This is a genomic window from Curtobacterium sp. MCBA15_004, assembly GCF_001865055.2.
GTDB lineage: Bacteria > Actinomycetota > Actinomycetes > Actinomycetales > Microbacteriaceae > Curtobacterium.
Window position 1 is genome coordinate 3,137,010 of record NZ_CP126266.1, and the last position, 12,408, is coordinate 3,149,417.

11 protein-coding genes are annotated in these 12,408 nt (G+C 72.8%); 2 read left to right on the plus strand and 9 right to left on the minus strand.

Translation table 11 applies throughout. From position 1 onward, the window contains the following. Positions 1 to 57 precede the first annotated feature (57 nt). The 7 genes from QOL16_RS14715 to infC form a co-directional block, all read right to left on the minus strand. Positions 58 to 1,155 carry an N-acetyl-gamma-glutamyl-phosphate reductase gene (locus QOL16_RS14715; RefSeq protein ID WP_071285870.1) on the minus strand — a complete coding sequence of 366 codons (1,098 nt, stop codon included), beginning with the start codon at positions 1,153 to 1,155 and terminating at the stop codon, positions 58 to 60. Positions 1,156 to 1,227: 72 nt separating this feature from the next. Further along, the gene (gene pheT, locus QOL16_RS14720) at positions 1,228 to 3,720 is read right to left on the minus strand and encodes a phenylalanine--tRNA ligase subunit beta (protein ID WP_071285872.1); all 2,493 of its coding nucleotides are present in this window, start codon (positions 3,718 to 3,720) and stop codon (positions 1,228 to 1,230) included. Continuing rightward, complete coding sequence (pheS, locus tag QOL16_RS14725; RefSeq protein WP_065961867.1) at positions 3,720 to 4,760, minus strand: phenylalanine--tRNA ligase subunit alpha; 1,041 nt, start codon at positions 4,758 to 4,760, stop codon at positions 3,720 to 3,722. Before pheS ends, pheT begins: the two co-directional genes overlap by 1 nt. 71 nt (positions 4,761 to 4,831) lie before the next feature. Continuing rightward, positions 4,832 to 5,719 carry an RNA methyltransferase gene (locus QOL16_RS14730; protein ID WP_071285874.1) on the minus strand — a complete coding sequence of 296 codons (888 nt, stop codon included), beginning with the start codon at positions 5,717 to 5,719 and terminating at the stop codon, positions 4,832 to 4,834. A gap of 133 nt (positions 5,720 to 5,852) precedes the next feature. Continuing rightward, positions 5,853 to 6,236, minus strand: coding sequence for a 50S ribosomal protein L20 (gene rplT / locus QOL16_RS14735; protein ID WP_065961870.1), 384 nt, complete (start codon positions 6,234 to 6,236; stop codon positions 5,853 to 5,855). A gap of 28 nt (positions 6,237 to 6,264) precedes the next feature. Then, positions 6,265 to 6,459: a 50S ribosomal protein L35 gene (gene rpmI / locus QOL16_RS14740; RefSeq protein ID WP_065961871.1), complete on the minus strand. Its 195-nt coding sequence runs from the start codon at positions 6,457 to 6,459 to the stop codon at positions 6,265 to 6,267. Positions 6,460 to 6,538: 79 nt separating this feature from the next. Further along, positions 6,539 to 7,201 carry a translation initiation factor IF-3 gene (gene infC, locus QOL16_RS14745; RefSeq protein ID WP_065961872.1) on the minus strand — a complete coding sequence of 221 codons (663 nt, stop codon included), beginning with the start codon at positions 7,199 to 7,201 and terminating at the stop codon, positions 6,539 to 6,541. Positions 7,202 to 7,496: 295 nt separating this feature from the next. Here infC and QOL16_RS14750 point away from each other — a divergent pair, with 295 nt between their 5' ends. Then, positions 7,497 to 7,850: a DUF1844 domain-containing protein gene (locus QOL16_RS14750; protein WP_071285876.1), complete on the plus strand. Its 354-nt coding sequence runs from the start codon at positions 7,497 to 7,499 to the stop codon at positions 7,848 to 7,850. Positions 7,851 to 8,054: 204 nt separating this feature from the next. Here QOL16_RS14750 and QOL16_RS14755 read toward each other — a convergent pair whose 3' ends face one another. Then, the gene (locus QOL16_RS14755; RefSeq protein ID WP_071285878.1) at positions 8,055 to 9,314 is read right to left on the minus strand and encodes a hypothetical protein; all 1,260 of its coding nucleotides are present in this window, start codon (positions 9,312 to 9,314) and stop codon (positions 8,055 to 8,057) included. Between the two features lie 101 nt (positions 9,315 to 9,415). On the opposite strand from QOL16_RS14755, the gene QOL16_RS14760 reads away from it, so the two are divergent. Continuing rightward, positions 9,416 to 11,350, plus strand: a complete 1,935-nt coding sequence (locus tag QOL16_RS14760) for a glycoside hydrolase family 2 protein (protein ID WP_083395204.1) — start codon at positions 9,416 to 9,418, stop codon at positions 11,348 to 11,350. Positions 11,351 to 11,516: 166 nt separating this feature from the next. On the opposite strand, the gene QOL16_RS14765 is transcribed toward QOL16_RS14760, so the two are convergent. Beyond that, positions 11,517 to 12,356 (minus strand): alpha/beta fold hydrolase, encoded by an 840-nt coding sequence (locus QOL16_RS14765; RefSeq protein WP_071285880.1) that lies wholly within the window; start codon positions 12,354 to 12,356, stop codon positions 11,517 to 11,519. Positions 12,357 to 12,408: the final 52 nt, after the last annotated feature.

The window sequence follows — 12,408 nt, forward strand, 5'->3', positions numbered from 1 at the left end:
CGGAGCCCGCGCCGGTCTGGAGGCCCGCCCCGGCCTGGTCCGATCCGCTCACGTCGGTCACGGTGCGACTCCGTCCACGCTCAGGCCCGTCGTCTCGGGGAGACCGAGGGCGATGTTGGCCGACTGCACGGCGGCGCCGGCGGTCCCCTTGGCCAGGTTGTCGAGCGCGGTGATCGCGACGACGCGGCCGGCGGCCTCGTCCACCGCGATGCCGACGAGCGCCGTGTTCGCGCCGATGGTGTCGGCCACCCGGGGGAACTCGCCCTCGGGCAGGAGGTGCACGAACGGCTCGTCGGCGTAGGCGAGCTCCCACGCGACGCGGACGTCACGGGCGCTGACTCCGGGTGAGAGCTTCGCGGTGGTGGTCGCGAGGATGCCGCGGGACATCGGCACGAGCACGGGGGTGAACGAGATCGTGACGTCCCCGGCGCCGGCGGCGACGAGGTTCTGCTGGATCTCGGGGACGTGCCGGTGGGAGCCGCCGACCGCGTATGCGCTGGCCGACCCCATGATCTCGGCGGCCAGGTAGGTGGTGGCGAGCTTCTTGCCCGCGCCGCTCGGGCCGACGCTGAGCACCGCGACGATGTCGTCGGTCTCGACGAGGCCTGCCTGGACCCCCGGTTGGATGCCGAGGGTCACCGCGGTCACGTTGCAGCCCGGGACGGCGATGCGCTTGGTCGCGGCCAGCTCGGTGCGCTGCCGCCCGGTGACCTGGATGTCGTCGACGTCGTGCCAGGCCTCGGCAGACCCCGGGGCCGGAGCCGCGTGGAGCAGTTCGGGCAGACCGTACGTCCATGCCCCGTGGTACTCGCCGCCGTAGAACGCGTCCCACGCCGCCGGGTCGGTCAGGCGGTGGTCGGCGCCGCAGTCGACGACGAGCGTGTCGGCGTCGAGCTCGGCGGTGATCGCCCCGGACTGCCCGTGCGGCAGCGCCAGGAACACGACGTCGTGGCCGCGGAGGTTCTCGGCCGTCGTCTCGACGAGCGTCAGGTGCGCGAGCGACCGCAGGTGCGGTTGCGTCGCGATCAGGGGCTGTCCGGCGTTCGAGTGCGCGGTCACCGTCCTGACCTCGAACTCGGGGTGGGCGGAGAGCACACGGAGGAGCTCACCACCCGCGTAGCCGGAGGCTCCCGCCACGGCGACGGATACGGACATCGGTTCCACCTTTGATCGGACTGCTCGTCGAGGATTCGGAGGCGGCGGCCCCGGGCGGTGCTGATCGGTGGATCAGTCGCGCAGGGTCGCCCCGAATCGCTCGCCGGCACGTCGGACGGCGCCGTCACGGGCCTCGGAGGCCTCGGCAGCGGTCAGCGTGCGGTCCGTGGCACGGAAACGCAGGGCGAACGTCAGGGACTTCTGTCCCTCGTCCACGCCCGTGCCCCGGTAGTCATCCACGAGCCGAGCATACTCCAGCAGCTCTCCGGCGCCAGAGCGCACCGTCTCGAGGACGTCACCGGCCGGGACGTCGACGTCGACCACGAGCGACAGGTCCTGCGTCGCCGCCGGGTAGGACACGATGGCCCCGACCGACGCGAGCTCGGGCGCCGCCGAGACGAGTGCGTCGAGGTCGAGTTCGACGACCGCGACGACGCGCGGCAGCACCGCGGCCTCGGTCAGCGCGGGCAGGAGTTCGCCGGCGACACCGACGACCGTGTCCCCGACGAGCAGGGACGCGGCACGACCCGGGTGGAGCGACGGGTGCGCGGTCTGCGTGACCATGAGCTCGACCCCGACCGCCCACGCGACCGTGCGGGCGACGTCGAGCGCGTCCGCGATGCCGTACGGCTCGGCCGTGACCCCGGGCTGCTTCACGACGCGGTTGCCCGTGAGCAGGGCCGCGACGTGGAACGGCTGCGGCGGCAGGGAGGCGTCGAGCGCCGCGAGCGTGTCGGCGTCGGGCCGGGCGGCCCCGGCCGGGACGGCGTCCGTGCCGAGCTGTTGGCCCGGGGTGGGCAGGAAGACGCGGGAGGTCTCGTACAGGGCGACGTCCACGAGTCCGCGCGAGACGTTTCGACGCGCGGCGTCGACGAGCGCGGGGACGGCGCTCCGACGGAGCAGGTCCTGCTCGCTGTCGAGGGCGTTCGCGAGCCGCACGCTCGGGCCGCCGTCGCCGTCGATGCCCGGGTACGCGTCCTGCGTCGCCCGCGACACGAACGGCGCCGTGACGACCTCGACGAGGCCGGCGGACGCGAGGGCAGCGGCGACCCGACGACGGGCACGCTGGTGCGCGGTCAGACCACGGCCGGGCGGGGCCACGGGCAGCACGCTCGGGATGCGGTCGTACCCGACGATGCGGGCGACCTCCTCGACCAGGGAGACGTCGTCGACGAGGTCGGGACGCCAGGTCGGCGGCGTGACCGTCAGCTGGTCGCCGTCGACCGCGACCGTGGCACCGAGGGCGCGCAGGGTCTCGACGACCTCGGCCTCGGTGTACGGGACGCCGATCAGCTCGCCCGGACGCCCGGTGCGCATCACGACGGCAGCGCGGGGCGTGGTGTCGACGAGCGTCGACCCGAGGGTGTCGGGCGTCCCGCCGGCCAGCTCGACGAGCAGGTCGACGGCACGGTTCGCCGCGGCCTCGGCCACGAGCGGGTCGACGCCGCGCTCGAAGCGCTTCGACGCCTCGCTCGGCAGCTTGTGCCGCCGGGCGGTGCGGGCGATCGACACCTGGTCGAAGCCCGCGGCCTCGATCAGGACGTCGGTCGTCGTGCCGGAGATCTCGGTGCGGGCGCCACCCATGACGCCGGCGAGGCCGACCGGACCCTGGTCGTCGGTGATGACGAGGTCCTCGGCGTCGAGCGTGCGCGTGACGTCGTCGAGGGTGACGAGCTGCTCCCCCGCGGTGGCGCGGCGGACGCCGAGGCCGCCCTGCACCTTCGCGAGGTCGTAGCCGTGCAGCGGCTGGCCGAGCTCGAACATCACGTAGTTCGTCACGTCGACCGGCAGCGAGATGGACCGTACGCCGGCGAGTGCCAGGCGCGACACCATCCACGCCGGTGTCTTCGCGTTCGGGTCGATGCCGCGCACGACGCGGGTCACGAAGGTGTGCGCGCCGACACGACCCCGGATCGGGGCCTGGTCGTCGACCGTCACCCGGAAGCCGTCGCCGGAACGGCGCGTCGCACGCTCGGCGGGGTCGTGGAAGGACGCACCGGTGGCGTGGGCGTACTCGCGGGCGACGCCGCGGATGCTCATCGCGTAGCCGCGGTCCGGCGTGACGTTGATCTCGACCGCGGCGTCGTCGAGGCCGAGCAGCGCGATCGCGTCGGTGCCCACCTCGGGCTCCATGCCGAGATCGGCGAAGCGCAGGATGCCGTCGTGCTCGTCGCCGAGCCCGAGCTCGCGGGCCGAGGCGATCATGCCGTCGGACACGTGCCCGTAGGTCTTGCGGGCCGCGATCGGGAAGGGCCCGGGCAGCACGGCGCCGGGCAGCGTCACCACGACGAGGTCGCCCACGTCGAAGTTGTGCGCGCCGCAGACGATGCCGCGCCGTTCGCCGTCGCCGACGTCCACCTGGCACCAGTTGATCGTCTTGCCGTTCTTCTGCGGCTCCGGCTCGCGCTCGAGCACCCGGCCGACCACGATCGGCCCCGTGAGGTCGTTCGTGTGGACGGCTTCTTCCTCGAAGCCCACGGACACGAGGGCCGCGTGGACGTGCTCGAGGGAGACGTCGTCGGGCAGGTCGACGTTCTCGCCGAGCCAACTGATCGGGATGCGCATCAGACCACCGTTCCGAACTGCTGGGAGAAGCGGATGTCGCCCTCGAGGAAGTCACGCATGTCGTTGAGGCCGTTGCGGAACTGCAGCGTCCGCTCGATGCCCATGCCGAACGCGAAGCCCTGGTACTCGTCCGGGTCGATCCCGGCGGCGCGCAGCACGTTGGGGTTCACCATGCCGCAGCCACCCCACTCGACCCAGCGTGCCCCGCCCTTGGCGTTCGGCTGCCAGACGTCCATCTCGGCGCTCGGCTCGGTGAACGGGAAGTAGTTCGGGCGGAGACGGATCTGCGCCTCGGCCCCGAAGACCTGGCGGGCGAAGTGCTCGAGCGTGCCGCGCAGGTGCGCCATGGTCAGGCCCTTGTCGATCGCGATGCCCTCGACCTGGGTGAAGACCGGCAGGTGCGTCGCGTCGAGCTCGTCGGCGCGGTACACACGCCCCGGGGCGATGACGTACAGCGGGAGTTCGCGGGACAGGAGCGACCGGATCTGCACCGGCGAGGTGTGCGTGCGCATCACCAGGTGCCGGTCGACCGGCTCGACGAAGACCGTGTCGGCCATCGCGCGGGCCGGGTGGTCCTGGTCGAAGTTCAGCGCGTCGAAGTTGAACCACTCGTGCTCGAGTTCGGGGCCCTCGGCGACCTCCCACCCCATGCCGACGAAGATGTCGGCCACGGTCTCGTTGAGCAGCGAGAGCGGGTGGCGCGAGCCGTGCGCCCGACGGCTCGGCAGCGCCGTGACGTCGACGCGCTCGGCCTCGAGCCGGGCGTGTTCCTCGGCCTGCGCCAGGACGGACTCCTGCGCGGCGACCGCCTGGTTCACCTGGCCACGCGCCTGGCCGACGAGCTTGCCGGCCGCGGCCTTCTGCTCCTTCGGCACGCTGCGCATCGCGGCGTTCATGCGCGCGAGCACGGACTGCTCGCCCGTGTGCTCGGCCCGGGCCTGCTTCAGCTCGGCCACGGACGTCGCGGCGCGGACGGCCGCGAGGGCGTCGTCCACGGCGGCGGCGACGGCCGCTTCGCTGATCTCGAGAGGTTCTGACACGAGGCCCGATCCTACCGGCCGCCGGGATACCGCCGTCCTGTACCGAGCGGTCGGTGGAGGAACCCCGGCGGTCAGTCCCCTGTGGAGGAGGAAGCCGCCCGCTGCGCGAACGCGCTCTCGTACAGGCAGACCGAGGCGGCCGTGGCGAGGTTCATCGACTCGGCCCGGCCGTAGATCGGCACCTTCACCGCGCGGTCCACGAGCGCCAGGTCCTCGTCGGTGAGCCCGCGGGCCTCGTTGCCGAAGACCCACGCGGTCGGGCCGTCGAGCATGCCGTCGGCGCGCACGTCGGGCAGGTCGTCCCCCGAGACGTCGGCAGCGAGCACGGTGTAGCCGAGGCCCTTCGCACGGGAGACCGCGTCGGCGAGCGTCACGCCGACCGACACCGGCACGTGGAACAGCGAGCCCGTCGTCGAGCGCACGACCTTCGGGTTGTACGGGTCGACGCTGCGGCCGGTGAGCACGACCGCGTCGGCGCCGGCGGAGTCGGCGGCGCGGATGATGGTGCCCGCGTTCCCCGGGTCCCGCACCTCCTCGAGGATGGCGACCAGACCGGGCAGGGCGCCCGACGCGGCGGACGCGCCACGGGCCTCCTGGTCGGCACCGGCGTCGTCGGCCGCGGCGCCCGCGCGGTCCGGGAAGACGTCCTTCACCGACGTCGGGAACTGCTGGCAGACCGCGACGACCCCCTGCGGCGTGACCGTGTCGGCCATCGCGTCGAGGACCTGCTCGGTCACGAACCAGGTGTCCACCGGCGCGTCGTCGAGGGCGTACCGTGCCGCCGCCGTCGGCGTCACGTACAGCTCGCGGAGCAGCTCCGGGCGGGACGCGATCGCCTCGCGGACGGCCTGCGGGCCCTCGAGCAGGAACAGCCCGGTGTCGGCCCGGACGTCCTTCTTCGCCAGTGCTGCCACGGCCTTGACGCGGCCGGCCTTGGGGTTCTCGAGGAGATCGCTCACACCGAGAGTCTAGGAACCCCGACGCGGACACCGCGACGCCCAGGCCCCCTCCGGGACGGGGACACCCCGGCACGGACACGACGACGCCCCCGTCCCACGGAGGGGACGGGGGCGTCGGCAGCAGTCGGTCGGACTACGCAGCCTTGGGGGCCGAGGTGTCGGCCGGCAGGGCGTTCTTGGCGGTCTCGACGAGCGCCGCGAAGGTCTCGGGGTTGTTCACCGCGAGGTCCGCGAGGATGCGACGGTCGACCTCGACGCCGGCCAGGCCGAGGCCCTGGATGAGGCGGTTGTAGGTCAGGCCGTTCGCACGGGACGCAGCGTTGATGCGCTGGATCCAGAGGCGACGGAACTCGCCCTTCTTGGCGTGACGGTCGCGGTACGCGTAGACGAGGGAGTGGGTGACCTGCTCCTTGGCCTTGCGGTACAGACGCGAACGCTGGCCGCGGTAGCCCTCGGCGCGCTCGAGGATGACGCGGCGCTTCTTGGCGGCGTTGACCGCTCTCTTTACTCGTGCCATTGCAGTGTTCCTTTACGAATCCGGGGGCTCAGTGGCCGAGGAGCTTCTTGACGTTCTTGGCGTCGGCCTTCGACAGGACCTGGTCCTCGTTGAGGCGTGCCTTGCGCTTGGCAGACTTGACCTCGAGGTTGTGACGCATACCGGCCTGCTGCTTCATGATCTTGCCGCTGCCGGTGACCTTGAAGCGCTTCTTCGACCCGGAGTGGGTCTTCTGCTTGGGCATGGTGGTGCCTTTCCGTGGGGTGGGATGGGGGCCGCGCCGTTGCGGTCGGGAGGACTGCGCGGGATCGGTCCGGGAGGACCTATTCGGCGGGAGCGGCTGCCGGCGCGGTCTCGGTGTCCGACTCGTCGGACTCCTTGCCCTTCGCGGCGTGCTCCGTGGCGCGACGTTCGGCCTTCTGCGCAGCACGCTTGGCGTTCTGCTCGCCCTTGACGTCGGACTTGTTCTTGAGGGGGGCGATGATCATCGTCATGTTGCGGCCGTCCTGGGTCGGACGCGACTCGACGACGCCGAACTCGGCGATCTCCTCGGCGAACTTCTGGAGGAGGCGGACACCCTGCTCCGGACGCGACTGCTCGCGACCACGGAAGAGGATCATCGCCTTCACCTTGTCGCCGCCGAGGAGGAAGCCCTCGGCACGCTTGCGCTTGGTCTCGTAGTCGTGCACGTCGATCTTCAGGCGGAACCTGACCTCTTTCAGGTCGGTGTTCACCTGGTTGCGACGGGCTTCCTTGGCCTTCTGCGCAGCCTCGTACTTGAACTTGCCGTAGTCCATGATCTTGGCCACGGGCGGCTTCGAGTTCGGGGCGACCTCGACCAGATCCAGTTCGGCTTCCTGCGCGAGACGCAGGGCCATGGCGATCGGGACAACGCCGACCTGCTCACCCTGGGGGCCGACGAGTCGGACCTCGGGAACGCGGATTCGGTCGTTGGTGCGGGGATCGGTGATGCGGAGCTCCTTCAATCAGGTGGTGGTCGTCCGGGGCTGTTGCCCTGGACGACGGCACGAGAGAGGAGATCTGACGCTCGGATCGGGACCCGTTCGGCAGCCGCCCGACGTCGGACCCGGGAGGTCCGGCCTGTCGCGGTGCGGCACGGTGGTGCTGCACGCCCGACGGAGCGGTTGGGACCCGGTAGCCTGTGGTGCACGGCCGCGGGTGGGAGAGACTCCTCTTCTACGACACCGTTCGACTGCCCCGGAACGAGTTCCGAGGCACGCGGACAGTGTCTGCCGTCGGCGAGTCTAGCAGAGGAGCACCGTGACCGACACCCCACCCAACGAGGACGCCGGAGCCGCCGAGGCGCGCGACATCGCGGAGGTCCCCGCGGTCGAGCTCATCAACACCGTGGCGGTGCACCTGCTCAGCGCCGCAGCCGTCAAGGTCGGGCTCGCGGACGACCCCGAGTCGCAGACCGACCTGGACGAGGCACGCAAGCTCATCACCGCCCTCGCCGGGCTCGTGACCGGGGCGGCGACGGAGATCGGCGACCAGCACGCCCGCCCACTCCGCGACGGCCTGCGCTCGGTCCAGCTCGCCTTCCGCGAGGCGTCGAGCATCCCGGACGCACCCGGCAAGGGTCCCGGCGAGAAGTTCACCGGCCCCGTGAACTGACGCGTCCGCCACGGACGACGGACGGGAGGCGCGGTGCCGGCTGGCACCGCGCCTCCCGTCCGTCCGTGGTGCGGACCGCAGGACGCGGGACGGACCGGATCCGGACCTCCCGTCCGCCACGCGGTGCGGACCGCGGAGCGCTGATCGGACCGGACGCGGGCTTCCCAGCCGACCGCCGTGGTTGCAGCGACCGGCGCGTCGACCTCAGTCGGCGCTGCGCGCCGCGAGCCGCGCCACCGCCGCGAGCGGGATCCCGGCCCAGTCCGGGCGGTTCCGCGTCTCGTAGACCACCTCGTACACGGCCTTGTCGAGCTCGAACGCGTCGAGCAGCTCGCGGTGGGTGCGCAGGTCCGCGCCGGTCCCCCGCTGGTAGCCGTCGAGGAACGCCGCACGCGCCTGGCGCGACCACACGCCGGCGTCGACGAACGGCTGGTCGTGGGCGAGCGCCCCGGCGACGTAGTCGAACGAGCGCAGCATGCCCGCGACGTCGCGCAGCGTGACGTCGGGCAGCGTGCGCTCGGCGAGCGGGCGGAGCGGTTCGCCCTCGAAGTCGAGGAACACCCACCCGCGCGGCTCGGGGGCGGCGAGCACCTGCCCGAGGTGCAGGTCGCCGTGGATGCGCTGCAGGTCCGGCCAGTGTGCGGCGCCGGCCCGCTCGTAGACCGCCCGGATCGCCGCGACGTGCGGCTCGATGGTCGGGGCCTCGCGGACCGCGGAGTCGAGCCGTGCGTGCATGGTCGCGAGGGCGGTGGCGCGCCGGTCCTCGTCGGCGGGCTCGGTGGGCAGCGCACCGGCGAGCGTGCGGTGCACCTCGGCCAGGGCCTCGCCGAGCCGTGTGGCGGGTTCCTCCCACGCGGTGCCGTCGCGGGCGTCACGGAGCGCGACCCGCCAGGCGTCGTCGAGACCGGGCAGGAACTCCTGCGCGAAGGCGAGGTGCCCCTCGGCGGTACCGTCGGCCCGACCGGGGTCCGGCCAGGTCGCCCGGAGCGCGCCGTACACCGCCGGGACGCGGTCGCTGCCGGCGGCGGAGAGCGCGAGCTGCGTCGTCACGTCGGGGTTGTCGCCGTGGTGCAGGACGCGGAAGACCTTGACGATGACCTGCCCGCCGTCGGCGGTGTCGCAGATGACCGAGGTGTTCGACTGCTCGCCGGACAGGACGCGGGAGGCCGTGACCTCGCCGATCGGGCGGAGGCTGTCGGGGTCGGCGTCGATCCGGGCCGCCAGGGCCTGCACCCACGCGGTGTCGGTGGTGCCGTCGACGGGCTCGTCGTCGACCGTGCCGCTGACGGGTACCTGGTACAGGACGGGTCCGGTCGGGGCGTCGTCGAGGACGAGCCGCGTGCCGTCGGTCTCGGCCACGGTGCGGAGTGCCGGGGTCCCGCCCTTCGCGGCGTACCAGCGCTGCCGGGCGATCCAGCCCTCGAGCGTGCGGTCGGTGACCTGGACGGGTGCATCGGCGCTCATGCGGTCGAACCTACGCGCGGGGGCTGTGGTGCGTCCCGGCCGGTCGTCACCCGGACGCCTCGGCTCTTTACAACGATGTACACGACGGCGACGATGGAGGCATGAGCTCGCTCGACGGCACCGTCGCCGCCCCCGCACCGTCCCCCGCCGCACCGTCCCCCGCCGCCCCGTCCTCCGGCGTCCCGTCCGTCAGCGGCCCGTCGTCCGGTGCCCCGCACGGCGCCACCGGACTGCCGGTCGCGTCCGAGCAGGACGGCACGTACCCCCGCCCGCAGATGCTCCGCCGGCACTGGGCCGACCTCGACGGCACGTGGTCGTTCCGCAACACCGGGGACGACCCCGCGTGGCGGCAGGGCTTCCCGGACGCACGCGACATCACCGTGCCGTTCCCGCCCGAGTCCGTCGCGTCGGGGATCGACGAGCCGGGCTTCCACCCCGTCGTCTGGTACGCCCGACCGCTCACCCGCGCGGACCTCGACGCCGCCGGCTTCCGGGCGGAGGGTGCCGACCGCCTCCTGCTGCACTTCGGCGCCGTCGACCACCGGGCCCGGGTCTGGGTCGACGGGCAGTTCGTCGGCGAGCACGAGGGCGGGCACACCCCGTTCGTGTTCGACGTCACCGAGCACCTGGCCGGCGACCCGGACGCCGAGCACCTGCTCGTGGTCCGCGCCGAGGACGACCCGCACGACGCCACGCAGCCGCGCGGCAAGCAGGACTGGCACGAGGACCCGCACGTCATCTGGTACCGGCGCACCACGGGCATCTGGCAGACCGTGTGGCTCGAGGCGGTGCCGGCGTGCGCGATCGGCGCGCTGCGGTGGACGAACGTCGACCACGCGACCGTCCGGCTGACCGTGCGGCTCTCCGGCGAGCGCCGGGGCGGCGAGCGGGTGCGGGTCGAGGCGCGATGGCAGGGCGAGGTCCTCGCGGTCGTCGAGACCCTGGTGCCCGACACCGCGCACGAGGTCGACGTCGTCGTGCCGCTCGCCCGGATGACGAACGGGCAGGCCGAGGACGAGCTGACGTGGAGCCCGGAGACCCCTCGGCTCGTCGACGCCACGGTCGCGCTGCTCCCCCGCGACGGTGCGGACCCCCTCGACGCGGTCTCGTCGTACTTCGGTGTCCGCACGGTCGGGATCGACGGCGGCGCCTTCCTGCTCAACGGCCGGTCCTACGACGTGCGGAGCGTGCTCAACCAGGGCTACTGGCCCGAGTCGCACCTGGCAGCCCCCTCGCGGGCGGCGCTGCGTCGCGAGGTCGAGCTCATCAAGGAGCTCGGGTTCACCGCCGCCCGCAACCACCAGAAGATCGAGGACCCGCGGTTCCTGTTCTGGGCGGACCGGCTCGGGCTGCTCGTCTGGGGCGAGGCACCCGGGGCGTACGCGTTCTCCCCGCTCGCGGTGCAGCGGCTCGTGCGCGAGTGGATGGACGCGGTCGAGCGGGACGCCTCGCACCCGTCGATCGTCACCTGGGTGCCCGCGAACGAGAGCTGGGGCGTGCAGCACATCGCGACCGACCCGGCGCAGCAGGCGTACGCCCGGGCCCTCGCCGACGTCACCCGCGCCCTCGACCCCACGCGCCCGGTGGTGTCGAACGACGGGTGGGAGCACGTCGACTCGGACCTGCTGACGGTGCACGACTACGAGGGCGACGGCACCCGGCTCGCCGCCACCTACGCCGACGACGCCGCGCGGACGGCGCTGCTCGGCGGTCGGGGACCGGCGGACCGACGGATCCTGGTCGGCGGGGCGGTCGACCGCGGCCAGCCCGTGATGCTGACGGAGTTCGGCGGCGTCGACTTCCAGCCGGACGCACCGCGGGAGGACGGCTGGGGCTACACCTCGGCGGTCGACGGCGACGACTGGGTCGCCCGGATCACCGCGCTGTACGACGGCGTGCGGGCGAGCAGCTTCCTGGCCGGCTCGTGCTGGACGCAGCTGACGGACACCCTGCAGGAGACGAACGGGCTGCTGCGCGCGGACCGGACGCCCAAGGTGCCGATCGAGCGGATCCGGCGGGCGGTCACGGGCGCCTGACGGCCCCGCCCGGCACTCCGACCGGTGGTGCCCGCGACGCACGGCGGGCGGTCCCTCGCAGCGGTGTCCTGCTGCGGTGGACCGCCCACCGTGCGTGGAGCGGCGCGCACCCCCCGGGCGGCGCGCACCCCCGGGCGGCGCGCACCCGCGGGCGTGCCGCGCCGGACTACTGCGCGAGGAAGCGGAGCACCGCCTCGTTCCACTCGTCGCGGTGCGACGCGAGCACCCCGTGCGGGCCACCCGCGATGAGGTGCGTCTGCGCGTCCGGGATCGCCTCGGCGGTGCGCTTGCCCGATGCCTCGAAGGGCACGATGCCGTCGGCGTCGCCGTGGATGACGAGCGTCGGGACGTCGACCTTCGTCAGGTCGTCACGGAAGTCCGTGGTCGCGAACGCCGTGGTGCAGTCGAGCGTGCCCTTCGGCGAGGCGAGCTCGGCGATCGCCAGGTCGTACGCACGCTGGTCGGCGGACACGAGGGGCTCGCCGGAGTCCCCCGGCGTGTAGAACATGTCGACGAACTGGTGCAGGAACGCCGGGCGGTCGCCCGTGATGCCGTTCGCGAACCAGTCGGCGAGGTCCTGGTCGACCGCACCGTCCGGGTTGTCGTCCGACTTCCACAGGTACGGCGGCACGGCGCTCGCGAAGACGAGCCTCTTGATCTTCGCCGTCCCGTAGGTCGACACGTAACGCGCGAGCTCGCCGCCACCCATCGAGAAGCCGATCAGGGTGACGTCCGACAGGCCCAGCTCGGTGATGAGCGTGTCGAGGTCGGCCGCGAAGGTGTCGTAGTCGTAGCCGCCCCACGGCTGCGAGGACTGGCCGAAGCCGCGACGGTCGTACGTGATGACGCGATGGCCGGCCTCGACGAGCGCGGGGACCTGGCCCTCCCACGAGCGGCCGGACAGCGGCCAGCCGTGGATGAGCACGACGGGGTCGCCGGTGCCGAGGTCGTCGTAGTGCAGGTCGATGTCGTGGCCGTTCTCGGCGCCGACGGTGATGGTGGGCACGTGTGCTCCTCGTGTCTCGGTTGTTCCAGGGAGGTGCCCGATGCAACGCGCC

Excerpts from the sequence above, each read along its gene's own strand:
- rplT (WP_065961870.1), bottom strand. The coding sequence starts at position 6,236 with ATGGCACGAGTAAAGAGAGCGGTCAACGCCGCCAAGAAGCGCCGCGTC.
- QOL16_RS14715 (WP_071285870.1), bottom strand. The coding sequence starts at position 1,155 with ATGTCCGTATCCGTCGCCGTGGCGGGAGCCTCCGGCTACGCGGGTGGT.
- pheT (WP_071285872.1), bottom strand. The coding sequence starts at position 3,720 with ATGCGCATCCCGATCAGTTGGCTCGGCGAGAACGTCGACCTGCCCGAC.
- QOL16_RS14760 (WP_083395204.1), top strand. The coding sequence starts at position 9,416 with ATGAGCTCGCTCGACGGCACCGTCGCCGCCCCCGCACCGTCCCCCGCC.
- QOL16_RS14755 (WP_071285878.1), bottom strand. The coding sequence starts at position 9,314 with ATGAGCGCCGATGCACCCGTCCAGGTCACCGACCGCACGCTCGAGGGC.
- rpmI (WP_065961871.1), bottom strand. The coding sequence starts at position 6,459 with ATGCCCAAGCAGAAGACCCACTCCGGGTCGAAGAAGCGCTTCAAGGTC.